Consider the following 25,621-nt stretch of genomic DNA (forward strand, 5'->3'; position numbering starts at 1 on the left):
TTTGTAAGCCTCGTTTCAGACGTAATATGAAACAAAATATGTCTAATTATCCCGCGGATACAAAAAAACGGATGCAAGGCTAAGCCCTACATCCGTTTGTTTTTATGTTCTGCCAATCTTTAAGATTGGTTACTCATATTAGATTTGAGCGAAAGAACCAGTCCAAGTGAACTCACCTACAGTGTGCTCAGATTGTTGAGCCGCCTCTGCACGGTTTGAGATACCGAAGTGGTATGTGTTACCCGTAGTCGTTTGAATACGAACAACTGTACCGTCTGCTGTATCAGCAACAACGTTTACAGATTCAACTAGACCACGAGCATTTACAGATTGCTCGAATTCTTCGTTGAAGTAACCGTGAGTTTCAAGAACAGAAGCAAATACATGATCTTTACCAGATTGACGCATGATCATTGCTGGCTCGCTGCGTAGGTTGAAGTCATGGTCGTTTGCACCTAGGCGAGCAAAGATAACTTCGCTGTCTGCCGCTTGAGCACTTGTCACTAGCGAGTAGTAGCTGTTGTTTACCAACCAGCTTACAAGAGAACTACCTTCAACTTTACCAGAACCTAGGTTCCATAGGTGTTGGTAACCGTCAGACTCACCTACTGGCTTAAGCGTGCTTTGAGTTTCGTATTCAAAATCAGTGCGAATGATTTGGCCTGTGTAATGCACTGGCAAGTCGTACTGGTGCTCTTCTTCTGATTGAATGCGGTACACATCGATCACTAGCGGCTTTTCAAACTCTTCAAGCTCTGCAAGGATGATGCTACGTTGCATATCTACGCCTTCGTAGTAGCCAGAGATACGGCCACTCATGCCTTGTAGCTTGCTATTTTCTACGTTGAAGAAGTGCTTCTCACCAAACTTAGACTCAGCTAGTGCTGTGTTAAAGTTGTTTTGAGTTTTCTGATCAACAGTCACTGTGTTGTGCGCAACAGTTTGTTTACAGTAAGACTTGTTCTCAGGGATGTAACGACCACCAAATTTAGGCTCAACGTTTACCCAACGACCGTAACCGTAGTCGTGAAGGACTTCGATACCACGGTTGAATACACTTAGGTGCAGACCGTCGTAGTGGCCGTGATCTAGTGCAGAGTGGTATTGGTGATCACTACCGTGCTGACCGAACCAGATCAACGCCATTGTGTCGTCGTCTTGAGCGTCACGGTGACGTAGGATACCTAGACCGCCTTTCTCGCCTTGAGGGCCATCAGTGATGTACAGGCTACCCCAGTTGAATGGCTTGATTTCGTCAGCAGCTTCAACTGCGTTAGATAGAGTCAGACCTGAAGTGTGAACCCAAACATTTTGCTGATGGTTAGCCATTGCAAGTAGAGTCTCAGCTTGCTCGTAACGTTGGAAACATACAGATGTTGCCATAACAACGCCTTCATCATTGATAGAAATCGTCTTAGATGAATCGTTACATGCCGGTAGAGAACCGTCTGGGAACGCTGTTTTGAATACTGCGTAAGAAGTTGTCTTAATTACTGAGTCATTGAACTCATAGATACCGATTTCAGGCTGACGACGCTCGATAGCTTCTGCGAACAGGTAAATCGGGCGTAGAGAGAAACGGTGGTAGTAAGGACCTTCCATGTAGTAGCCATCTGGCGAAAACAGTTGGTCAAGCTGAGCTAGGAAACCACCGCTTACTTTATCCATTTTCAGGCCGTAAAGTGCTTTGTCTACTGACTCTTGATCGTTGATTGCGTAACCACAGATACCTACTGCAGCTACAGCCCAAAGACCGTGGTTGTGAACGATGTCGAAGTCATGACCGTAAGTCACAACAAACAGGTCGATCATTTGCTTGAAAAGGTCGTTTTCAATCAGTGCTTTTTGCTCATCAGAAAGCGTGTGGAAGATACAAGAGTACGCACAAGAAGCATAAAGCATCCACATGTTTTCGTTTAGCGTTTGGTGAAAGATCTTACCTGGAGGGTTAGTATCTTTACTTACATTGCTTTCAAGCGTTGGGTATACCTTCGCGTATGCAGTTAGCATATCGGCGATGTAATCACGGTATTTTTCTTCTTCAGTGATCAGGAACAAACGACCCGCTAGATCCATGTGGATATAGTTTTGCTTGTGACGGTTGTGCTCGTAGCCACCACCTTCACCGTGTCCTGGTACTTCAATGCCTACTTCAGCCATGTACGCGTCAGTTTGTTTGATGTCACGCGTTAATGCTTTACCTAATAGGCTATCCTTGCCAAGTTCTTTACGGAGTTCAGCTGCTTCTTCAAAGTTAAGCAGCAATGGTTGGTAGCTCATTAAATTGTCTCCTGAGATTGTGTTTTAACTTCGACTGAATAGTGTCCTGTCCAGTTGAAGGTCTTATCATTAATTGCAATTTGATTGCTTGTATTTTCGGTAACGTCTGCTTGATTTGAGACAAGCATAGTCACGATAGAATCTTGTGTAGTGATTTCGATAGCAGATCCAGTCTCATTGTGAGCAAGCACGCGAATATCCTGAACTCGGCCACGAGCGTTCACTGATTGTTCAAACTCTTCGTTGAAGTAACCGTGAGTTTCAACAACTGAAGCAAATAGAGTGGATTCACCACGACTACGCAGAATGAATGAAGGCTCACTGCGTAAGTTGAAGCTAGGATCGTTAGCGCCAGAGCGAGTGAAGATCACTTCGCCATTGTTGTTAGAACTGGTGCCAAGCCAAGTGTGGTAGCTGTTATCTTGCAGCCAGCTAACCAATGCAGTTTCTTTGGCTTCACCTGCTGCTACTTTCCATAGGTGTTGGTAGCCATGATCTGAACCAAGTGTTTCCAGTTCTTTGTATGCTTCATATTCGAAGTTGGTACGAATAATCTGGCCATTGTACTGATGAGAGTAATCATATTGATGCTCACCCTCACCCACTACGCGATACAAATCAATAAGAAGCGGCGCTTCTAGCTCATCCAAGTTAAGCAGGAATACACTACGTTGCTGACCAAAACCATCATGGTGATCATTTGCGAATGCACTCATACCCTTTAGGTTATCGTCATTCACTTGGAAAAAGTGCGGTAAACCATGAACTGAATCTGCACGATCTACATCAAAGTAGTTCTGGCAAGTTTCATCGATGGTAACGCTATTGTGTGCAATAGTTTGACGCGCGTATGACGGGTTTTCTGGAAGGTAACGACCGCCAAATTTAGGCTCAACGTTAATCCAACGAGCAAAACCGTATTCGCGAAGTACTTCGTGCCCACGATTAAACAGAGTAATACCTAGTGTGTCGAAGTGGCCGTGACCCATACCGTGCTGACCGTAGTTCATCACTAGTTGAGTAACATCACCATTTTTGTCCTGCATACGAACAAAGCCTTGAGCGCCTTTGTCGCCATCAGGGCCTTCGTTTAACTCTACACTTGGCCAGAAAGGCATGCCGATAGTGCGCTCAGCGGATGCTTTTTCATAAGCGCGAGACACTTTAAGCCCGCAAGGGTGCATCCAAACACCATCTTGAATCTTCGCCATACCCAAAATATTGTCGTCTAATGAGTAGTGTGCGCCGTAAATGCTCACAGCAACCTGCACCCCCATGTCCGCAATGCTCATGCTTTGGGACGCATCGTTCATTGCCGGAAATACACCGTTTGGATATGCCGAAGCCAATAGAGCTTGTACTGTATTACCCACTACGCCGTTTTTGTAATTGTAGATATCCACTTCTGGCATGTGGCGATGAATGATTTCAGCCAGTAGAACCAATGGACGAATCGTAAAGCGAGAGTAGTAAGGACCTTCTAGATAGTAACCAGAAGGAGCAAACAGATTAGACACTTGGTCTAGGAAGCCACTTGATGCTTCACGGTCTTTACCGTAAACCGCCATTTCCAGGTATTCTGGCTTACCAATCGCTACGGCGCACGCACCAACAGCGGCAACAGCCCAAACACCATGGTTATGAATGTGGTCAAAACGATGTGAGTATTTATCAATGCTCATCTCAATCATAGGGATAAAGATGCGATCGATGATGCGCTGACGTTGCGCCTCAGTCATGGTTGATGCAACGCAAGAGTACGCGATGCTGGTGAATAGCAACCAACCATGTTCGTTAAGGATCTGATGGAAAATACGACCCGTTGGGTTAGTATTTTTTTGAACTTGGAAGCCTAGCTCTAAGTATTTGTCCGCATACTCTTCAAGCAATGCAGTAACAAAGTCAGCGTATTTCTGATCTTCTGTGATGAGGAAAAGACGACCAGCAATGTTCATGTAGGTATAGTTGTCTTTGTGACGGTTATGCTCATAGCTCCCGCCATCACCGTGACCCGGCACCTCTAATGGTAAGCTCATAAAACGCTCAACTTGTGCAACGTTCTTGGCGATAGTTTTGCCCATCAGGGTATCACGGCCAACTTCCTTGCGAAGTTCATTGATCTCTTCGGCAGTAAGCAATATAGGTTGTGTCGTCATTTTGTAGTTCTTCCTCTACTAACGAGAATTATTGTAAACCCACATAAAGTAATACAATATTAACTTTAATCCTATGTGGCGGTCAAAAAAGAATGAATGCTGTCACATAAACAATTTCAAAAAATAACGGTTTGTTACCTATACTTCCATATCTCTCTTTTGCTCGGTTATTGTAGGTGAACAAACTTGCTTACAGTTGACCTATGTCACACAACTATAAACTTATTGTATGACAATTAAAAATAATCCATTATTATACGCATAGTTAAAGTTAATTTTTTAGTTTGTAAAAACTCAAAACCATTAAGGAACCTCATCATGAATCCATTTTTCATTTCAAAAGAACAGCCTTGGGAAGATCTAGGCGATGGCCTTAGCCGTCAGATCGTTGGTTACACTGACGAACTAATGGGCGTTCGTGTACGTTTTGAAAAAGGCGCAATCGGCCACCCTCACGCGCACGAAATTCATGACCAAATCGGTTACGTAATTTGCGGTAGCTTTGAAGCTGAAATCGAAGGCGAGAAGAAAATCCTTGTTGCTGGCGACGCTTACATTGCTCCTAAGCACTTTGTACACGGCGCTGTAGCTCTAGAAGAAGGCAGTGAGCTTCTAGACCTGTTCTCTCCAGCACGTGAAGATTTCCTTAAGTAATCTTTAAAGCACATTTAAGCTTAGGTAAGCATATGAAATCATTAAACATTGCGATCATCGGCGAGTGCATGGTAGAACTTCAGCAAAAAGGTGAACTTCTAAAGCAAGCATTCGGTGGTGATACTCTGAACACGGCTCTGTATCTTTCTCGTTTGACTCACAAGCACGGTATCAAAACTAGCTATGTAACAGCATTGGGCCAAGACCCATTCAGTGCTCACATGCTAGAAAGCTGGGAGTCTGAGAACATCGATACAAGCCTAATTGCACGTCTTTCAGACAAGCAACCAGGTCTTTACTACATCGAAACTGATGACACTGGCGAGCGTAGCTTCCACTACTGGCGTAACGACGCTGCAGCGAAGTTCATGTTTGACCAAGCTGAGTCAGCTTCTCTTGTTGACACGTTAAGTGGCTACGATGCTGTTTACCTAAGTGGTATCACACTAGCTATCTTGACTGAAAACGGTCGCAACGAGCTGTTCAAGTTCCTAGAGAACTTCGAAGGTAAAGTATTCTTCGACAACAACTACCGTCCAAAACTATGGGCTAGCCAAGAAGAAGCTCAGAAGTGGTACCTGAAGATGTTAAGCTTCACGGATACAGCTCTTCTGACTTTCGACGACGAGCAAGACCTATACGGTGACGAGAACGTTGAGCAATGCATCGAGCGTACAACTAACGCTGGCGTTAAAGAGCTTGTGATCAAGCGTGGCGGTAAAGAGTGTCTAGTAGTTGAAGGCGAAAGCGCAAACTACGTTTCAGCTAACCAGATCGACAACATCGTTGATACGACTGCAGCTGGCGACTCTTTCAGCGCAGGTTTCCTAGCGAAACGTCTATGTGGCGGCACAGCTGTTGAATCAGCGGCTAGCGGTCACGCTGTTGCAGGTACAGTAATTCAGTACGCGGGTGCTATCATCCCTGCTGAAGCAATGCCTGAGCTGTCTCTATAAATTGTCCTGCTCACGCAGACTCACACATTATTTCGATGAGAAAAAACATGACAACTTTGAACGAAAAACTAGCAAGCCTTAAAGTGATTCCTGTAATTGCTATCAACCGCGTTGAAGATGCAATTCCACTAGGCCGCGCTCTAGTTGAAAACGGCATGCCTTGTGCTGAAATCACTCTACGTACTGAGTGTGCAATCGAAGCTATCCGCGTTATGCGTAACGAATTCCCAGAAATGCTAATCGGTTCTGGTACTGTTCTTACTAACGAGCAAGTTGATGCTTCTATCGACGCTGGCGTTGACTTCATCGTAAGCCCTGGTTTCAACCCACGTACAGTTCAGTACTGCCTAGACAAAGGCGTTGCTATCGTACCTGGCGTTAACAACCCAAGCCTAGTAGAACAAGCAATGGAAATGGGTCTTCGTACTCTTAAATTCTTCCCAGCTGAACCATCAGGTGGCGTTCCAATGCTTAAAGCACTAACTGCTGTTTACCCAGTAAACTTCATGCCTACTGGCGGTGTTAGCCTTAAGAACGTTGACGAGTACCTAGACATCCCTGCAGTTCTTGCATGTGGTGGTACTTGGATGGTTCCAACTAAGCTAATGGACGAAGGCAAGTGGGACGAGCTAGGTGCACTAGTTCGCGACGCAGTAGCTCACGTTAGCTAATATTGCTTTGCAATTATTTGAAAAAGCGAGCTTAGGCTCGCTTTTTTTGTGTCTGGAGGAAGGTGGTGTAGAGCCAATCAGTGCATCAACCGAACCCTACACCGTCATACTGGAAGCTATTCAATAGCTATCCAGTATCTTGGGTACTTCGAAACTTGATTGTTTGCGACATAGAATCAACTACGTGCACGCTAAGATCCTGAGTCAAGCTCAGGATGACGCATTAATGAGTGTCGCAGTTCAAGTCGATACTAATGACTTAACGCAGAAAGTAATTATCTAGTACAGATGAAACAATCACCTAACCTCGCACACCGTCATACTGGAAGCTATGCAATAGCTATCCAGTATCTTGGATACTTCGAAACTTCGTCGTTGGCGACATAGAATCACCTCTGTGCGCTCTAAGATCCTGAGTCAAGCTCAGGATGACGAATAATTAAGTGCTGTGGTTAGAATCGAAATAAATGGCTTTACGCAGAAAGTAACTACCTAACACAACAGGATACACTCACCTAGCCGCACACACCCGCCGCACTAGATAAACCTGCCCAAACACACCGTCATACTGGAAGCTATGCAATAGCTATCCAGTATCTTAGGTACTTCGGAGCTTTTTCGTTGGCGAAATAGAATCAACTACGTGCACGCTAAGATCCTGAGTCGAGCTCAGGATGACGGATTATTGAGTATCATAGTTGGAATCGAGAAGAATGACTTTACGGAGAAAGTAACCACCTATCACAACCGGATACACTCACCTAGCCACGCATACACGTCGCACTAGATAAACCTACCTAGCCCCAACACATCGTCATACTGGAAGCTATGAAATAGCTATCCAGTATCTTAGGTACTTCGGAGCTTCTTCGTTGGCGACATAGAGTCAACTACGTGCGCTCTAAGATCCTGAGTCGAGCTCAGGATAACGCTTAATTAAGTATCATGGTTGGAATCGAGACGAATGACTTTACGCAGAAAGTAACTACCTAACACAGCTCGATACACTCATCTAGCCACACATACGCGTCGTACTAGATAAACCTACCTGCCCCAAACACACCGTCATACTGGAAGCTATGAAATAGCTATCCAGTATCTTGGGTACTTCGAAACTTCATTGTTAGCGACATAGAATCAACTACGTGCACTCTAAGATCCTGAGTCGAGCTCAGGATGACGAATAATTAAGTTCATAACTGGAATCGAGACGAATGACTTTACGCAGAAAGTAACTACCTAACACCACAGAATACACTCACCTAGCCACACATACACATCGCACTAGATAAATCTAACTAACAACACACCGTCATACTGGAAGCTATGCAATAGCTATCCAGTATCTTGGGTACTTCGAAACTTCATCGTTAGTGAAATAGAATAAACTACGTGCACGCTAAGATCCTGAGTCGAGCTCAGGATGACGGATAATTAAACATCATGGTTGGAGTCGAGAAGAATGACTTTACGCAGAAAGTGACTAAGTAACACAACTGGATACACTCACTTAGTTACATATACGTATCGCACTAGATAAATCTAACTAACAACACATCGTCATACTGGAAGCTATGTAATAGCTATCCAGTATCTTGGGTACTGCGAAACTTCATCATTAACGAAATAGACTCTACCCTGTGCCCAGTATGGTCATGAATCGAACTTAAGATGACAGGTAACTATAATCGATACGTTAGGCAGAAGTTAAAACTTAACTGAACACGGTATGGCTGCTCATATTTCCTTCGATTAGATAAAGAAACAAGCTGCACTAGACCACCGTTCCTCTACCAAATTCGTTAGTGAACAATCTTTAGAGCAAAGTCACAGAATTGGTCTAACCTATTAACTACTAAACTATTTTTGGTACTTATAAAATCGAGTTTAGCAGGCCAAAATACCGGTTACATTTTGTAATACTAAAGTACTTTCGTATTTGGTACATAAGTAACCAATAATGGGATTGTAAATACTCAAAGTACACATAAGCAATTGTTTTTACTACAAAAATACACCATAACGCACCCTACACTCAAAACGTGCTCTAGATCACGTTAGGTGCATATTGTAGTACAAATAAATCACGAATAACGCTAATATTATTCGCAGTTAATCTAAAGACCTTTAAGGCTGAAAAAAATGACTATTGATACTTTTGTTGTTCTCGCCTACTTCTTCTTCTTAATGGCCATTGGCTGGATGTTTAGAAAGTTCACAACATCTACCAGTGACTACTTCAGGGGTGGCGGTAAAATGTTATGGTGGATGGTTGGTGCAACCGCCTTCATGACACAGTTTTCAGCATGGACGTTTACGGGAGCCGCAGGACGCGCGTTCAGCGACGGTTTCGTCGTTGTTATCCTATTCCTAGCCAATGCATTTGGTTATTTCTTGAACTACATCTATTTTGCTCCGAAGTTCCGTCAACTTCGTGTAGTAACCGCTATCGAAGCAATTCGTCAGCGTTTCGGCAAAACTTCAGAGCAGTTCTTCACTTGGGCAGGTATGCCTGACAGCTTGATTTCTGCTGGTGTTTGGTTGAACGGTCTTGCTATCTTCGTAGCTGCTGTATTCAACATCCCAATGGAAGCAACCATCGTAGTTACCGGTTTAGTTCTCATGTTGATGGCTGTTACTGGTGGTTCTTGGGCGGTTGTTGCATCTGACTTCATGCAGATGCTAGTAATCATGGCTGTTACAATTACTTGTGCAATCGCTGCATACTTTGCAGGTGGTGGTCTAGGCAACATCGTAGACAACTTCCAAGGCGACTTCATGCTGGGCAACAACCTTAACTACGTGAGCATCTTCATCCTTTGGGTTGTGTTCATCTTCGTTAAGCAGTTCGGTGTAATGAACAACAGTATCAACGCATACCGTTACCTATGTGCTAAAGATAGTGACAACGCACGTAAAGCTGCAGGCCTAGCTTGTATCCTTATGATTGTTGGTCCACTAATCTGGTTCCTACCACCTTGGTACATGGCAGCTTTCCAACCTGACTTTGCGGCACAATACGCAAGCATGGGTAGCAAAGCAGGTGACGCAGCATACCTAGCATTCGTACAAAACGTAATGCCTGCTGGTATGGTTGGCCTACTTATGTCAGCAATGTTCGCGGCGACTATGTCTTCAATGGACTCTGGTCTTAACCGTAACGCTGGTATCTTTGTAATGAACTTCTACAGCCCTATCCTTCGCCCACAAGCGTCGCAAAAAGAGCTAGTAGCCGTAAGTAAGTTCACTACAGTGATTATGGGCATTATCATCATCGGCATCGGTCTGTTCATCAACTCACTGAAGCACCTAAGCTTGTTCGACATCGTACTTAACATCGGTGCATTGATCGGCTTCCCAATGCTTATCCCTATCCTACTAGGTATGTGGATTCGCAAGACTCCAGACTGGGCTGGTTGGGCGACACTAATCGTTGGTGGTATTGTTTCTTACGTATTTGGTATTGCACTAACTGCAGACGACATTCAAAACGTATTTGGTCTAGAGCACGCTCTAACAGCACGTGAGTGGGCTGACCTGAAAGTTGGTCTAAGCTTGGCAGCACACGTAGTGTTCACCGGTGGTTTCTTCATCGCGTCTACTCTACTGTACAAAGGCCTATCACCAGAGCGTGAAGCAGAAGTTGAGCAGCTATTCGTTAACTGGAACACTCCTGTAGTTTCAGAAGGTGAAGAGCAGCAAAACCTAGATACTAAACAACGTTCAATGCTTGGTAAGCTAATCAGCACAGCTGGTTTCGGTATCCTAGCAATGGCTCTTATCCCGAACGAGCCAACTGGACGACTATTGTTCCTACTATGTGGTTCAATCGTACTAAGTGTTGGTATCCTACTTGTTAACGCATCTAAAACTGGTGCAGTTAAACAAGCAGCTTAATTCCCCCAATAATTAAGCTTTAACTCGAAGCCCTGGCTATTTAGCTGGGGCTTTTTGTATCTGCCAATTAAAACTCAACCGTAAATCTAGGTGCTATCTAGGATGACTAGTGTGTTTCGCTCTCTTCGCTGCACCAGCTTGCTCCCCTTCCCTGCACCAACATGACGCACCATATATGTGCACCAACAACTATTTACGCACTAAAAACATGCAGACCTTCAAGATAGGCACTACTTTAAATACCAAGCATTCTTAATATTCTCTTTCTCAGACTTTAACCAAAACCTCCGAAACCTCGTTAAACACAGCCTTTGCACCCTTTTTGTATTTAGTTTGTCATTTTTCCTATTTATTGCACCAAAGTTGGAACGGTTCTTGCTAATAACTGTGCAGAAACTCAAAACACCTTTGGAACTATTTTATGGACAACATTAGTCAGGCAATCGATGCCATAGCACAAAGCGCAGACACTTTATTTATTCTTCTTGGCGCTATCATGGTTTTAGCCATGCATGCCGGTTTTGCTTTTTTGGAAGTTGGTACGGTTCGCCATAAGAACCAAGTAAATGCACTAGTTAAGATCATGGCGGATTTCGCCCTTGCTGCTGTAGCCTACTTTGCTATCGGCTATCAAATAGCATACGGTCAGCACTTCTTCGTGAGTGTAGAAACACTCACAGAAAACAACGGTTATGAACTGGTTAAGTTCTTCTTCTTGCTTACCTTCGCGGCAGCAATCCCAGCGATTGTTTCTGGTGGTATTGCAGAGCGAGCTAAGTTCCGCCCATTCTTGCTTTCTTCAGCATTAATTGTGGCTTTTGTGTATCCATTCTTCGAAGGCGTAATATGGAATGGTAACTTTGGTTTCCAAGATTGGTTGAATAACCAGTTTGGTGCAGAGTTCCATGACTTTGCAGGCTCCGTTGTGGTGCATGGCATGGGTGGATGGCTAGCTCTAGTAGCGATCTATTTACTAGGTACACGTCAAGGCAGAAAGCCTGGGATTGCTTTCGCTCCTTCTAACATTCCATTCCTTGCGCTGGGTGCTTGGGTACTTACTGTTGGCTGGTTCGGCTTTAATGTTATGTCGGCACAAACACTGGATGGCATTAACGGTTTGGTCGCGGTAAACAGCTTGGCTGCTATGGTAGGTGGTACATTAGTCGCCTTGATTGTAGGTAAAAATGACCCAGGCTTTATTCACAATGGTCCTTTAGCAGGCTTAGTCGCTGTATGTGCTGGTTCTGATCTCATGCACCCTGTTGGCGCATTCGTTGTTGGCGGTGTGGCTGGTGCACTATTTGTTTGGGTATTTACTCACCTTCAACGCAGTACAAAGATCGATGACGTACTAGGTGTTTGGCCTCTGCACGGTTTGTGTGGCGTTTGGGGCGCGCTTGCTGCAGGTATCTTTGGCTTGCCGGCACTAGGTGGTCTTGGCGGTGTGAGCTTTATGTCTCAGCTAGTCGGTACTTTAGCTGGTGTAATCGTTGCTGTTGTTGGTGGTATCATCGTATATGGACTGGTTAACAAAATCTCTGGCTTACGTCTTAGCCAAGAAGATGAATTTATCGGTGCAGACCTTGCTATCCATAAGATTGGGGCAACCAACGCTGATAAGTAACCTATAGCGTTGTAAAACAAACAAGCACTAGAACACCCTCTTTGCTACTGGTTATAACCAAATGCTCAGAGGGTGTTTTTATATTATTGAGGTAACTCCGTTTCCCATAAATCATCAGTGACAGCTTTGTCATAACCGTACTGATAAATTGCCTTCATATACTCTAGGTCAAACAAGTCTTTAGATTGTTTAGCTTCAGAAAAGTCTTGATCCAGATAAGTAAACTGCATATTCAAGCCATCAACCTCACTAAGATACTTCATTCGATAAATATCACCGCGAGTCTGCATCATTGTTAAACCTGAAAGGCTTTTTGTAAGCAAGGCTACACCTTTATCATTTACTGGTTTGTAAGGTGATTTAAGCAGTCCATTTCGTATTACATCCAATTGTGGCGGATGATCTAAGTTAAGCGCATCAGAAATTAACTGGTAATCAAAGTTTGATGGGTTGTAAAACACTTGAGCCGCTAAGCCGCCATCAACATGCATTTCTTCTAATGCTGTTTGATCATCACGAACATCAAAAAACTGCGGTGGAAATACACCAGGAATAGATGCACTGCTTGCCAAAACCTTATGCACAAGCTCGACTCTATTTGGTAGATCGCTATTAGCAATAGCCCCTAAATTCCAAACCATTAATTCACCCGAATCCAAATGGGTAGAGCCAATGAATAAGCGCTTGCCATTTCGATGTTGCTGCGCCATTTTATCGATCATTTCTTCAGGGTACGCTTCACCAATGAACTCTATAAAGCTATCACCATTAGTAAACGCATCTTTGAAAATAGTGTTTAGGAAGTTCTTCTTACCCAAGACTTCTTTATCATTGATTCCTAGAATAACGTCTTCTAAGCGGGCAATTTCATCACCACCGACAAATACAAAAGGTGCAATCAGTGCGCCTGCGCTGATTCCAGTAATCACAGAATAGTCTTTTAACTCACCTCTATCTGCCAGTCCCATAAGTACACCAGCGCCAAAGGCTCCGTTTGCACCGCCGCCTGAAAGGGCAAGGATGTTCAATGTATCACCTTGCACTGTAATTGGGGTGCTTTGCGTATCCTGATTGTAAAGAAACTCGGGCTTCTCAGATGCCCAGAATCTCAACGGTTCTTCAATTTTTACGTTTCTATCTAATGTGACTTCCTTGTAGTTATCTTCAGTAACACGCTTGTCCAAGGTGTGAGGAGTACTACAAGCTGCTACAGAAACAGACAGCAATACAACAGAAAAAATGTTTAATTTACGTGCCATGGCAAGCCTCTAAAGGTTGTCGATATAAGAGCCACCAGCAAATTGACTGCGATGACTTAACTGCCGCGAATAATAAATGAACGCTGCAAGTTGCCGTAATCGCCTGTGTAGGACGTCACCCTACAATGAAATATCATTACCTTCACTTAGCCATTACCTCTGAACTATTTTTCAGAAATTATTTCTATTCCAAAATACCCTTTCTAATTATTCCCTCTTTATTACTTTCCATGGGTTTTTCCTTTTGGAGGGTGGCGTCCTACATAAGTGATTCCTACAAACTTTGATTTATCTCTAATATCCGCTCCACAGCAATTTTAACGGCAACTACCCATACGGTTTTCCTAGTTTCACAACTAGTGAGTGGGCTTGTCATTCCATCGAGCAAAGGTCGTTCGATGAAAGTTTAAATTTCTGAATGCTCATAGGTTTGAGGTTCTGACAAGTAAAAGTGAACAATAGATGATCCATATAATTAAACAGACGGCTAAGCGCTCATTATCAACCGTCGTTGCACCAATCATATTAAGCTGCTCTTTTAATGTATTAGCAGAAGAAAACTCCCAATTTCAGCCTGAACTTAAAGGTAAACAAATCTTTAAGCATTACGGTATTGATGACGATCTACCAAAGCTAGGTATCAGCTCATTAGATATGGGCGAACACCTCGTAGAACAAATAGATCGCACAATATACTTAGGTGATGAAGAAAGAAAATCATCGGTATATTTAGTAAAAAGTACTGACCAAAAAGGCAATATTGACCTGCGTATCAAGCATGAACGCAGTCAACTTGATGATCACGTAGATGCGATTGAAGAAATCGAGAAAAGTACACGTACTCAATACCGTCTTCGTAACTGGGCACAGAGCTACGACCCTGCGTCAGTACGAGCAACTGAACTCGATAACGGTGACGTGAATGTCTCTTTCAACTATTCAAAATACGGTTTGCCTCAGGATATCGCCTATTTCCGCTTTATGAGCGTCGAAGTGCTGATCTCAGATGGAAAACCTCAAACAATGCAGATCAGTAATACCACTCCTTTTAAATTGGACGGTTACTCCATTGAAGAGTACCGCCAAGTAATCACTTTCCAGCAATTAGAATCTGGCAAGCTGATCATGATTGAAAAAAGCGTTGAGATGAATGGCAAAAAGCGCAAGAAGCCAGTACGCATTGTTGAATCTATCGTACCTATTGCGCTTTACGATGAGGAAGGAGTTAACATCATCGACGAAGCTCGTTTAACCGAAGCTTCTGACCCTCGCCTTATCGAAGAACGTGTCGAAGTCAACCGTACCTTCCCATTAATGGGCGATATGGTGGCGCGTCAAGGTATCGATTTACCTTTGCCTTTTGGTATTTCGATGGCCTACCGAAATCAAGATATGAACATCCCGACTAACGATTTCGTAATCGGAGGTATCCGTCTAAATGACTTTTTCGACCCAACGGACACGTTTGCCAATGTAAATGCTGAAGTTCTTACATTACGTGGTGACGTTAACATCCTGCCTTTCTGGAACATGTTTGGTTACGTCGGAAAGATCAACGTTGATGCCAACGTTGATGCTGGATACACAGGCGCTGCTGGCGAAAAAATCCAAGAAATGCTGAACAACAAAGCGCCTGGATTAGGTGACGAGTTTTGTGATGCTCTAACCGCAATTTGTCAGCCAGGAAGGCTAAACGTTCCACTTAACTTGAAGTATGACCTAGTCGGAATCGGTACAACTTTATCTGTAGGTTACAAAGAATTCTTCGCTTCTGTCACTGGTACATATTCAACCACACGTATGGAAGGCAGCAGCAGTTGGGGTGATGGACTAATCACGGTACAGCCTATGCTGGGTTACCAACTTGTAGATTACCGCGCTCAGTTCTTCGTCGGTGCGGAATACCAAGGCTTAAAATCACGCATGCAAGGTCGAGTAATTACCGGCGACATTGAGTTTGATTACGATGTAGGTGTAGAACTGAATGAATGGGCCGCGCTAGTGGGCGTCAATAAACAGTTTGGTAAGCACTACCAAATGTCTCTTCTATACAACAAAGGTGAAACACGCGACTCGATGACATTGAACTTTGGGTATCGCTTCTAACTTACGCTGCTTGCATACAGCTAGCTTAGTTTGCTGTATGCAACGTAGGGTTTCATCCGACATATGCGATTCAATTGATTAGAAATCACACAGTACTATAACGCCCAAGAAACAGTAGTTCGAATAGCGCAAAACAGAGAGCGCCAAATTCGATTGTTTATAACGCGGCGTTGCTTTTAAACAAGTACACCAAACTGAATATTGAATGTGGAAAAATTATGACTTTATTACACCGTTCTCTTCTGGCTATCGCAATCAGCACTACGCTATCTGCGTGTTATACGGACGTAGATCCTACCGTACCGTTTCCGATTGAAGACGAGCCACTAAAGCCGCTACCAACTGAGACAATCGAACGAAACATTGGCGACTCTATTGTTAGTGCATCAAAAGAATCTGTCGTTATTACAGCAACTGACGGTAAAGAAAAACTCGTTAGTATTGAAAGCTTTAAAGGCATTGAATATGCCACTCAAACTCGCTTCGTACACAGCATGACTAAAGAGCTAGATGAAGTTGTAGACGCAACTGATTTTGGTGCTGCATGTATGCAGGTTCGTGCAACAGTACAAGAACAAAGTGAAGACTGTTTGAATCTGAATATCTGGCGTCCAGCCAATGTGGAAGCTGGCGCTGAGTTGCCTGTTTATGTATTCATTCACGGTGGTGATTTCGAATACGGCTCTGGTTCAGAAGCCTTAGTCCATGGCGACACTGTTGTTGCTCAAGGTAGCGATGACGGCAAACCATTTATTTATGTCAGCTTGAATTACCGCTTAGGGCAACTCGGTACTATGTGGCGTGAAGCTGCTAACGAAGATGAAGATGAGTATGAAGATGGTAACTACGGCATTAGCGACCAAAAAAACGCGCTTGAATGGGTTCACCTCAATATAGACAAGTTTGGTGGTGATACCGGAAACGTAACAGTTATGGGGCAAGGCTCAGGCGCGATGTCTATTGGTTTTCTGCAGCAGGATGAACGTATATCTGGACAATACTTCCAGCGCGCCATCATGCAAAGTAACCCGTACGGGTTTGAGTACCCTAGCTACGAAGTAGCTAAAGCTCGTAAAGAAGATTTTGATGCAGAGACTCCAATTGCAGACATAATGGCTTCGCAACAATCAGCATTAGATGGTATTAGTCAGTTAATAAATTGGGTATCTGGGTCAATTAACCTTAATCCTTTTGCCTCTACTGACAATACACCGATGTCACATCTGATGCCATTTTCGCCTTATATAAGCTGTGATAAGCTAGAAGATCAAGGTAGTTTGCTGCCGCCATTCTATAAAACTGTTTGTATTGAACACGCTGAATCACCAATCCAATCAGGGTTAAGCGTACCAAGCGTTCTTGGTAGTAACGCACATGAAGCTAACAGTTTTGGTATGCTATTTAGCGCCACATTTTTAGCACCCATTATTATTGACATTATCTTTAACAGTGAACCTGAATTACTGGAAGAAAAAGATTCAACCCAAATGGCACTTGCACTGGTTAATTGGCTAGAAGACGAAAACAATGTGCAGAAAGTGAAAGATAAACTCAGCAGCCTCACTGCGGACGATCTCTCTAATGAGCCGGAAATGCCGATGACTGCCTATAGCGCGGTTACTAACCTATTTTATGGTGCAGCCTCTCAAGAGGAAACTGAGCGTTTAGCTAATGGTGAAGACGTTGCGATTGCTGGTCATGAACAAGTCCAAGATATACTTAATCTCACTGATTTCTATCCTAACTCAGAAGCTGAACTAGGTGGCGCAATTGCCAATATGAGTCAGTTTAAGATGTTACTTAATGACACATTGTTCAACGGACCAAACCGTTATATGGCTACAAACTTTGCACCCGCTATACCTGAAAATGATATGTCAGCAACTTTATATCGCTTTGACAAAAAACCGAGCTTCAACATGTGGAACTTTAAAACAGGACTAAATGAAGAAACGGGCGAATACGATGAGCTTTCAATCATCGATCTATTCAAGACCATTGGTTGCATCAGCGGTGCGTGTAACGGTTCAGAATTGCCGTTCGTGTTTAACAAAGCAGTTCGTTTTGACGGCAGTGAGATTCATCCAACCAGCAACGAGAAAGCAATGATGAACGAAATGTCTCGACTGTGGTTTAGTGAAGAACTGTTCACGAACTATCAGTACAGCGACGCTACTGACAATGTGCTTGTTATCGAATCTCAAGGCTTTAGTGAGAGCACAACCTATGATTGGGACTATGTGACCAACCCTGGCATGGATCCTAAACTGCGTGAAGGCCGCCTAACGGGTCTAGAAGAGCAAGGCCTAATGCCTTGGCAGTGGTATCTAAACTAAATCACACTCAACAACCATCCAACTTCAACGGCCAGCTTGCTGGCCGTTTCTATATCCAAATTCGATGATTTAATGCAGGTTAACAATGACACTAAGCAAATTCAAAACGGCATGCACAGTCATGCTAATTGCTTTGGTCACAGGATGTGCCCAACCCTTTCCAGAAGTAGAAGAAAACTTCGAAGCCAGTTGGAAAACCAATGAGTATCAAGCAGAGGCTTACCTAATTCCAACCGCTGATGAAGCCTTTGCTCGTCGAGTTGCTCTTGTACGCAATGCAACAAGTTCGATCGATATGACCTACTTTTCTTGGGACAAAAACACCCTAGGTTTAATGTTACTTGATGAATTAAAACAAGCGGCTGATCGTGGCGTGCAGGTGCGTATAACCCTTGATGATCTATTAGTCTTCAACGAGAAATGGCTAGCCGAGCTTAACGAGCACGACAATATACAGATTAGAATCTTCAACCCATTCAACTCAAGAAAAATGGGGTGGATTGGTCGTGCATTCGACTTCGCAGGTAATCAAAAAAAACTCGATAACCGTCTACATGAAAAATACTTTAACGTTGATCACTACTCAATGATCCTTGGCGGTCGCAACATTGGCGACGAGTATTTTGGGTTCAGTAAAGACGCCAACTTCTTTGACATGGATACCCTATTCACCGGTGACATCATCAAGCCGTTCGCTAACAACTATGAGTCACTTTGGGCAAGCGAATACGTTACCCCAATTAATGAGCTGATCTATGTAAAGAAAGGTTCGGACTACCGTCAATTTGGCAATGCGTATGCCAAATCCACTAAAAAGAATCCAGAAGTATTGGCTGTTATCGAGCGCAGTATCAGCCGACTACAACAGCCGAATGCAATCCCTGTTGAGGTGACGCCCGTATTTGATTCACTGCACAAATTGCACGATAACAAGCCTTACTTCCGTACTCGTGCAGAGCGAACCATTAGTGAGCATCTAGATAGTGCTAAAACAGCCGTTATCTCAACGCCATACATAGTGCCGTCTGATGGCGAATTTAGAACTATAGACAGGCTAACTAGCAACAATACAGACGTTACCCTGATCACCAACTCATCTGCATCCAATGATTCTGGCTTCATACCAGCATACTACGAAGAACATCGCACTGAACTGTTGAAAAAAGGGGTCAATCTATTGGAATACAAAGACGATGCGATCAACGAAGATCACTACTACCATGCCGACACTTACTATCACAATAAGACCGTCATTTTAGATAGCAAGCTGACCTACATTGGTTCATCCAACTTTGACCCACGCTCAGACAACCTAAATATCGAATTTGGTGTATTTGTTCATAGCCCTAAGTTTGCCAAGCAAATCGAACACTATTTATTAAGCAAAAAGAGCGAGCTGTATTGGCAGGTAGGACTGAATAAAGAGATGAAGCCTGTTTGGTTCTCTGGCGACACGGTTACCACTAAGAATCCAAACTACAGCAGCATTCATAAAGCGACCAATTGGATATTCAGAAAGATGAATAGCGAGTCAGAGCTTTAGGTTCTTTTATCACTGAATTAAGTGCGGCCTCAAAGAGGTTGCACGCCTTTGAACACGTGCTCTATAGGCAAAGGCACTGATTTTAGTTTTGGATTTAGAGGTGATAGGCGGTGAAGAGCATCTTATGTTCCAGTCGGTTGTTTATTTTATTATGGGCGTTTCTATTTGTACCGGCGACTGTTGCGGGAAGTTTTGAGATCGAAATAGGTGCTTTTTTCTCCAAGACCAGCACCGATATCGAGGTCTATGACCCTATTCACGAAGAATACGTTGACCTTAACTTTGAATCAGAGCTGAACCTTCCCCATGATGATGTTCTGCCCTACTTAAACTTGGAGTATCGCTTTAACAACAACCATCAAATATATCTTGATTGGCGACGATTGCATCGCAACGGATATCAAGACTATGTGGCACGCCCATTTCAACTAACACTGGATGGTCACACCTATACCATTGGGGGTGAAGCGGATCTTCTCACAACACTCAACATTGATATTATGCGCCTTGGTTATGGTTATCGCTTTTACAATTCTGAACACTTGGATATCCATTTTCTAGCTGGCTTTCATGTCACTCGTCTCGAGCTTGGTATGCGAGGAGAAATCGATGTTGAAGCTCATGAAAATGTGTCGTCAGAAGCAACTCTAGTCGCAGAAGGATTTGATAGCGGAATTACGGCTCCACTGCCTAATCTTGGCTTTTTGGTAGAGCACAAAATACGTGATGATATTTTGCTTAAAAGTCATGTTCATGCTTTTTATCTAGAGTACGATGAAATTTCAGGTTGGATGTATGAACTAGAAATGGCCGCGCGCTATTACGTTACCGACAACTTCAGCGTAACGGCATCGTTTAACTACTATGATTTAGGCGTAGGGTATGAAGCAGAACACACTAGACTTAAAGTGGACTATCAATTCTTTGGCCCCATGCTAAAAATGGCTTACCGATTTTAATCACTGTATGTAAGCCATACTATGCTTTAAGATTCGCTATCACTATGTTTCGTCAATAAAATAAACACTATGATCGATAAAGAGCAATTACGCCAAAGCCTACTTCAAACCTTACATACTCAGCGACAAATCGCCCTCAAGGCAGCTGAAAGCGCTCACGATGCTGCTACACATGAGCAAAGTGTCGCCGAAACTCAATACGACACTGTAGGGTTAGAAGCGGCATATTTAGCTCACGGTCAATCACAGCGGGTAGCAGATTGCGACGCTATGATTAACCAACTGACTTCTATGGTGTTTCGTGATTTTACTGAAGATGAAGAAATAGATATTGGCGCATTGGTGACTATCGACAATAAAATGGTTTGTTGGTTTTTACCTATTTGCGGTGGCTATAAGCTTGAGCATGGTGTCGTTGTAATTACTCCTCACTCTCCTCTAGGACAAATGCTTGATAGCGCTGAGTTGGATGAAAAGCTCCAAGATGGCCGTGTCATTACCGATATTCGCTAATCCTTTGCGTTGAGCTATCTCGGCGTATACTGAAATAGATTTAAATCAAACGGATAACATCTCTTCACTATGGTCCACCTATCCATACCCGAAGCACAAAAGATAGCACTGCTTTCTCAAGGCCTTTGCTCTCCAGCGCCTAGAAGAGGCGTTATCAGCAGTACACTTGAGTCGGTCGAACAACTTGGGTATGTACAGATAGATACCATTTCAGTGGTTCAACGCGCCCACCACCATGTTCTTTGGAGCCGTAACGCTCAATACCAACCCGCACACCTAGAACAACTCGTAGCCAATAAAGATCTGTTTGAATACTGGTCTCATGCTGCGTCTTATCTGCCAATGAAGAACTTTCGCTATACGCTACCTCGCAAGCACACCTTCAAATCGGGACAGCAAAAGCATTGGTACAAAAAAGATCAAGCACTGATGAATAGTGTGCTGGATAAGATAAAAAATGAAGGGCCTTTAATGGCCAAAGATTTTGAATCAAAGGTATTAAAACGCACAGGATGGGAAAGCAAACCCACTAAACAGGCATTAGAGCTTTTGTACATGCAAGGTGACTTGATGATCGTCGAGCGACGTAACTTTCACAAGGTGTATGACCTTACAGAGCGGGTTCTACCCGAAAACGTGGACACTTCAGTACCCACAGATCAAGAGTACGGGAAGTTTCTCATCTTGAATTATTTAAAAGCGCACGGCATTGGCACTCTTTTGGAAATGTCCTATCTGTTGAAGGGGTCCAAGGCGTTAATCCAACAATCACTCATTGAGCTCTTAGAATCGAAGCAAATTGAACTGGTATCGGTGGCGGAACAAAAGTTTTACACCACGCCCCACTCACTCGATTTACTCAACAAAAGACTCTATAGAAACAGGGCTCACCTCCTATCACCCTTTGACAATGTACTTATTCAAAGGAAACGAATTGCCCAACTGTTTAGTTTTGACTATCAATTAGAGTGCTACGTTCCCGCTGCCAAGCGAAAGTTCGGTTATTTTTGCCTGCCAATTCTTTGGGCAGGGCAGTTGGTGGGCAGAGCCGATTGTCGAGTCGATAAGCCCAGCTCTACATTGCAAATTAGCCACCTATTCATAGAAAAAGCACTTAAACACAGTGACACCTTTAATGAGGCTCTCTCGAAAGAGCTCAATGCATTTGCTCAGTTTAATCACTGTCAAAGGTTTCACATAGTTAAGCGCTCAGTACTCATCTAATGCCACTCTTTGAGTGGTCAGTGAAATAGAAGTTAATATCCACTGTCTAGTCTGCTTGGCATTAAACGTCTTTCGCCTAGAATTGTGCCCCGAGCGATAAATAAACCTTCCATTGATCACCCTTGTCGGCATCCAAACCATGGGCCACATCTAGTTTAATCGGCACAATGCTCGATTCCCAAATAACACTAACGCCCGTACCCATTTTTGCATCAAACTGGGATTCAAACGCATCGCCAATATCTACAAATCCGCCAATCCAGAACGTATCAAATATGCGATGCTGATATTCAAGCCCGGAACTGAGCATGTAGGGTGCACCCGTCAGTTCTCCATTTTCATCTACGGGTGAAATCGATTCATAGTCATACCCTCGTAGACTACCATCTCCACCAGCAAAGAAACGCAGTGATGAGGGGATCTCTGAAAGATCATCTGAAATATTCGCTCCCATACTGACCCTAAAATTTAGCCTTTGATAGTCGTTGATACTCCAAGATAAAGCTGTTTCTCCGGTTAGGCGCAGTATTTGAGTGTCTGACACCACTCTAGAATCAGAGTACTCAATAGCGTAAATATGCTTGTGCTTAATACGCTTTTTATCTTGCTGCTTATCCATATAAGAAAAAGAAATACCGGGCATTAGTAGGCGAGATAAACCCTCATCCATCGCCTGCTGATAGTCCTCATACAAAAACTTGACGTAGACGGTGCTCTGCCAATCATTGTCCAGTTTCCAATGCTTTTCGAAGGTAAGATCGCTGGAAAGACTCAAGGTATCTAAGTAATCCAAATGCGTCGTTTCAAACTTAATGCCGTAATAATCATTTAGGATATCTTGAGTCGGGATTTTGTAGCCTAATAACAAAGATTGCTCTGGCTCTGAAATACTCACAGCGCTCTTAAAACTGTGCCCTCGCACGTTATACCAGGGCTGAGCCCAACTTAATGAACCTCTTAGCCCCATATCGGTAGAATAACCGCCGCCGACTTCAACGACATTTTTAGACCGCGGGGCGACTGACACCTCAACAGGCACCTCCAAGCTATTGGTAGTTGCAGCATAATCTGGGTGGACATCAATGGCGCTAAACCACCCCGTTTCAGACAATGACACTTGATACTCGCTCAGTTTAACGACATCAAAAGGATCACCTTGCTCAAAGTCTCTCAAGGTAGCTAAGCGAACTTCTTCTATTTGGTTATTTGAAATGCGGGTATTCCCAAAATAATACTGTTCGCCACTGTCGAAATGAATGCGAATGTTGGCTTGATTGTCACTTGGGATCACTTCTAATCGCGTCATTGTAAACTGGCCATCAAGATAACCATGGCTCAAAGCGAAAGACTGAATTCGACTCTTTAATTCGTCGTATTCTTGATGCTGCAAAGTTTGCCCTGGCTTAAGATTACTGCTCTTCATCATTGCCACTAGTTCCGGGTTTCGAGATGCAGGGCCCGATACGACAATATCTGACTCTTTAATGGTGGTTACCGGACCTAATGACACTTGTAGTTTGATCTCTTTATCATCCACACGCGTTAACTCCGCAGTCGGGTGATAATAACCAAAGGGATTTAACGCCTCATTGACCAGTTTGGTGAGTTTTACATTCCCCATTTTGGTAATTGATTCGGTACCTAAAGAATCCAAATAGTAACTGAGGTTATTTTCTAAAGGTTCGGATAAACCCGTGATGGTGACTTTGCTAGGGGAAGCACTGTGAGAGGCAAAAGAAATGATCGCTAACAACACTGCAATTCGCTGCGTTAATTTAATCACACTGCCCTCTCAACCTAAGAAAAAAGACACTCTACCCGCTAAGGTAAAAGGTCGTTAATCAAGGATGACGTATGCAGTCCTACAAACAACAAAGGCCCTAACTTACGTTAGAGCCTTTATGCTGATTTAGCGTTTGCTAGATTATCGAATCTAACTATTTAACCAGTGTCACATCCGTTGGTTTCCAAGATTTATCAAACCAAGTCTCTGTTGGTCCATACATACGGAAGATAAGGTTGAATCCTTTACCCTCAGTCGTTTGCACCCAGTTTCCTTCCGCACCTTTTGGCGCTTCTGGAGCGAAGTGAATCGTAATCGATCCATCAGCATTCTTTTTCACACCTTTGGTTAATCCATCAATGCCCGCTTTAACTTGGTCTGTCTCTAGCATTGAACGCGTTTGATTATCATAAATCATAAATGACCAGAATTTAGTTGCTGGTGCATCCGCAGGTAACGTTACAGTGTAATGTTTACTGCCATCTAGGATCTGACCTTCACTATCAATAGTTGCTAGCAAGTAGTCCGAACCTTGACCCGGAGTAGACGCTACCATATCAGGGGTAATGCCCGTCGCCATAAAGTGGAACGTTGCGCGCATTTCGGTATCTACAACACCGTTATCGTCTTTAAACTCGTGGCCCGAAATCAATGGTGTGAACCAGTTGCGGTCATCGTAAACCATTTGCTCTTCGGTCGGTGCGTAATAGTATGAGCGAGCTTCCGCTGTTGCTATCTTCGCAGCTTCTTTGAAGACTTCTTGCTGGTATGAGTTAGGCTCAAATGGCTTGCCTTTTTCGATACCTACTCGCTTAGCTAAAGATAGCCACTCGTCGTCAAACACTTCGGCAGGCTCATATTGAATAAGGGTATTAATCTCATCATAGAAAGACTCATCCATTGCGTGAACCGTGTTGTATTGAATACCTGAAATATTCATAAACTCAGTCTTAGGCTCTGAGCCGTAAGGATATAACTTCATCGTATCCTTAAGCTTTTGCACGTCTGCTGTCACATTGTCTGGAGTGGTAATAATACGAACAAGCAACCAATGCTGATAACCGTCCGTTTCAACTGGAATCATGCCCTCTGGTATATCACCGGTATAAGAGCTGTGGTAGATAAAGTATTTGCCGCCTTTACCCTGATCTTCAGGATGAGTCACCCCAACGCGAGATACAAACTTAAATGCCGCATCATCTAGCAGGCCTAGAATCGGTGTACCCACTTCCAGTACGACTGGACCATTCTTAACATCAATCTCACTGGTTACGTAAGGTGTTGTGGTGTTCGCTGTTAGCCATAGGCTTTTTGCATTAAGCAACTGCTCAGAAATAGCGATAGTTTGGTTTGGCACCATGCCGATACTTTCGTGTCCAGCCAGCAAACCTTGAATCGACGCAACAGGGATACCAGAGAGAAACACACGAACCGCATCAGCAACATCGACAAATCGATTCGCTTTCAAAGTGGTCTCTGAGCTTGGAGCGCCATCCGTATAGCTCAATTCACCCAAGTATTCAGACTCAACTTGATCTGGAGTAATAATACTTGCTGGAACTTTGGCTTCGTACGTCGCCGCAGATGCCATAGAGATGCCAGTCAAACTTGCCGTCGTGATTATCATTGCTTTGGTTATCTTGTTCATGCTTTACCCTCA

At 43.6% G+C, this 25,621-nt stretch carries 16 protein-coding genes; 11 read left to right on the forward strand and 5 right to left on the reverse strand.

Features of this window, described 5'->3' with window-relative positions; translation table 11 throughout:
• Window positions 1-138: 138 nt before the first annotated feature.
• Window positions 139-2,280, reverse strand: coding sequence for a heparinase II/III domain-containing protein (locus OCU46_RS14375; protein WP_141268849.1), 2,142 nt, complete (start codon window positions 2,278-2,280; stop codon window positions 139-141).
• Window positions 2,280-4,436, reverse strand: a complete 2,157-nt coding sequence (locus OCU46_RS14380; protein WP_141268847.1) for a heparinase II/III domain-containing protein — start codon at window positions 4,434-4,436, stop codon at window positions 2,280-2,282. Before OCU46_RS14380 ends, OCU46_RS14375 begins: the two co-directional genes overlap by 1 nt.
• 318 nt (window positions 4,437-4,754) lie before the next feature.
• Here OCU46_RS14380 and OCU46_RS14385 point away from each other — a divergent pair, with 318 nt between their 5' ends.
• From OCU46_RS14385 to OCU46_RS14405, 5 genes are all read left to right on the forward strand, one after another.
• Window positions 4,755-5,090, forward strand: a complete 336-nt coding sequence (locus OCU46_RS14385) for a cupin domain-containing protein (protein WP_102550128.1) — start codon at window positions 4,755-4,757, stop codon at window positions 5,088-5,090.
• Between the two features lie 32 nt (window positions 5,091-5,122).
• On the forward strand, window positions 5,123-6,046 hold the full coding sequence (gene kdgK / locus OCU46_RS14390; protein WP_017027884.1) for a 2-dehydro-3-deoxygluconokinase: 924 nt from the start codon (window positions 5,123-5,125) through the stop codon (window positions 6,044-6,046).
• 47 nt (window positions 6,047-6,093) lie between these two features.
• Entirely contained in the window at window positions 6,094-6,717 is a 624-nt protein-coding gene (locus OCU46_RS14395; RefSeq protein WP_141268845.1) for a bifunctional 4-hydroxy-2-oxoglutarate aldolase/2-dehydro-3-deoxy-phosphogluconate aldolase, read from the forward strand.
• A gap of 2,142 nt (window positions 6,718-8,859) precedes the next feature.
• Complete coding sequence (locus tag OCU46_RS14400; protein ID WP_141268843.1) at window positions 8,860-10,614, forward strand: sodium:solute symporter family transporter; 1,755 nt, start codon at window positions 8,860-8,862, stop codon at window positions 10,612-10,614.
• A gap of 421 nt (window positions 10,615-11,035) precedes the next feature.
• Entirely contained in the window at window positions 11,036-12,238 is a 1,203-nt protein-coding gene (locus tag OCU46_RS14405) for an ammonium transporter (RefSeq protein WP_141268841.1), read from the forward strand.
• Between the two features lie 83 nt (window positions 12,239-12,321).
• Here OCU46_RS14405 and OCU46_RS14410 read toward each other — a convergent pair whose 3' ends face one another.
• A complete protein-coding gene (locus OCU46_RS14410; protein ID WP_141268839.1) occupies window positions 12,322-13,497 on the reverse strand; it encodes a patatin-like phospholipase family protein in 1,176 nt (391 codons plus the stop codon).
• A gap of 462 nt (window positions 13,498-13,959) precedes the next feature.
• On the opposite strand from OCU46_RS14410, the gene OCU46_RS14415 reads away from it, so the two are divergent.
• The 6 genes from OCU46_RS14415 to OCU46_RS14440 all read left to right on the forward strand — a co-directional run bounded on the left by OCU46_RS14415 (window position 13,960) and on the right by OCU46_RS14440 (window position 22,178).
• A complete protein-coding gene (locus tag OCU46_RS14415; RefSeq protein WP_141268837.1) occupies window positions 13,960-15,603 on the forward strand; it encodes a hypothetical protein in 1,644 nt (547 codons plus the stop codon).
• A gap of 218 nt (window positions 15,604-15,821) precedes the next feature.
• Window positions 15,822-17,939 (forward strand): carboxylesterase family protein, encoded by a 2,118-nt coding sequence (locus tag OCU46_RS14420; protein ID WP_141268835.1) that lies wholly within the window; start codon window positions 15,822-15,824, stop codon window positions 17,937-17,939.
• 85 nt (window positions 17,940-18,024) lie between these two features.
• On the forward strand, window positions 18,025-19,482 hold the full coding sequence (locus OCU46_RS14425; RefSeq protein ID WP_141268833.1) for a phospholipase D family protein: 1,458 nt from the start codon (window positions 18,025-18,027) through the stop codon (window positions 19,480-19,482).
• 110 nt (window positions 19,483-19,592) lie between these two features.
• A complete protein-coding gene (locus tag OCU46_RS14430; RefSeq protein ID WP_141268831.1) occupies window positions 19,593-20,441 on the forward strand; it encodes a hypothetical protein in 849 nt (282 codons plus the stop codon).
• A gap of 69 nt (window positions 20,442-20,510) precedes the next feature.
• Window positions 20,511-20,954 carry a hypothetical protein gene (locus OCU46_RS14435; protein ID WP_141268829.1) on the forward strand — a complete coding sequence of 148 codons (444 nt, stop codon included), beginning with the start codon at window positions 20,511-20,513 and terminating at the stop codon, window positions 20,952-20,954.
• Window positions 20,955-21,023: 69 nt separating this feature from the next.
• Window positions 21,024-22,178 (forward strand): winged helix-turn-helix domain-containing protein, encoded by a 1,155-nt coding sequence (locus OCU46_RS14440; protein ID WP_141268827.1) that lies wholly within the window; start codon window positions 21,024-21,026, stop codon window positions 22,176-22,178.
• Between the two features lie 76 nt (window positions 22,179-22,254).
• Here OCU46_RS14440 and OCU46_RS14445 read toward each other — a convergent pair whose 3' ends face one another.
• Together OCU46_RS14445 and OCU46_RS14450 are read right to left on the reverse strand one after the other, a co-directional pair.
• Window positions 22,255-23,961 carry an autotransporter assembly complex protein TamA gene (locus OCU46_RS14445; RefSeq protein ID WP_141268825.1) on the reverse strand — a complete coding sequence of 569 codons (1,707 nt, stop codon included), beginning with the start codon at window positions 23,959-23,961 and terminating at the stop codon, window positions 22,255-22,257.
• 154 nt (window positions 23,962-24,115) lie between these two features.
• Window positions 24,116-25,609 (reverse strand): DUF1254 domain-containing protein, encoded by a 1,494-nt coding sequence (locus tag OCU46_RS14450; protein WP_141268823.1) that lies wholly within the window; start codon window positions 25,607-25,609, stop codon window positions 24,116-24,118.
• Window positions 25,610-25,621 lie beyond the last annotated feature (12 nt).

The organism is Vibrio comitans (genome assembly GCA_024346835.1).
Classification (GTDB): Bacteria; Pseudomonadota; Gammaproteobacteria; order Enterobacterales; family Vibrionaceae; genus Vibrio; species Vibrio comitans.

Coding starts and splice junctions, on each gene's coding strand:
- OCU46_RS14375 (WP_141268849.1), bottom strand. CDS start 2,280: ATGAGCTACCAACCATTGCTGCTTAACTTTGAAGAAGCAGCTGAACTC.
- OCU46_RS14380 (WP_141268847.1), bottom strand. CDS start 4,436: ATGACGACACAACCTATATTGCTTACTGCCGAAGAGATCAATGAACTT.
- OCU46_RS14385 (WP_102550128.1), top strand. CDS start 4,755: ATGAATCCATTTTTCATTTCAAAAGAACAGCCTTGGGAAGATCTAGGC.
- kdgK (WP_017027884.1), top strand. CDS start 5,123: ATGAAATCATTAAACATTGCGATCATCGGCGAGTGCATGGTAGAACTT.
- OCU46_RS14395 (WP_141268845.1), top strand. CDS start 6,094: ATGACAACTTTGAACGAAAAACTAGCAAGCCTTAAAGTGATTCCTGTA.
- OCU46_RS14400 (WP_141268843.1), top strand. CDS start 8,860: ATGACTATTGATACTTTTGTTGTTCTCGCCTACTTCTTCTTCTTAATG.
- OCU46_RS14405 (WP_141268841.1), top strand. CDS start 11,036: ATGGACAACATTAGTCAGGCAATCGATGCCATAGCACAAAGCGCAGAC.
- OCU46_RS14410 (WP_141268839.1), bottom strand. CDS start 13,497: ATGGCACGTAAATTAAACATTTTTTCTGTTGTATTGCTGTCTGTTTCT.
- OCU46_RS14415 (WP_141268837.1), top strand. CDS start 13,960: ATGATCCATATAATTAAACAGACGGCTAAGCGCTCATTATCAACCGTC.
- OCU46_RS14420 (WP_141268835.1), top strand. CDS start 15,822: ATGACTTTATTACACCGTTCTCTTCTGGCTATCGCAATCAGCACTACG.
- OCU46_RS14425 (WP_141268833.1), top strand. CDS start 18,025: ATGACACTAAGCAAATTCAAAACGGCATGCACAGTCATGCTAATTGCT.
- OCU46_RS14435 (WP_141268829.1), top strand. CDS start 20,511: ATGATCGATAAAGAGCAATTACGCCAAAGCCTACTTCAAACCTTACAT.
- OCU46_RS14440 (WP_141268827.1), top strand. CDS start 21,024: ATGGTCCACCTATCCATACCCGAAGCACAAAAGATAGCACTGCTTTCT.
- OCU46_RS14450 (WP_141268823.1), bottom strand. CDS start 25,609: ATGAACAAGATAACCAAAGCAATGATAATCACGACGGCAAGTTTGACT.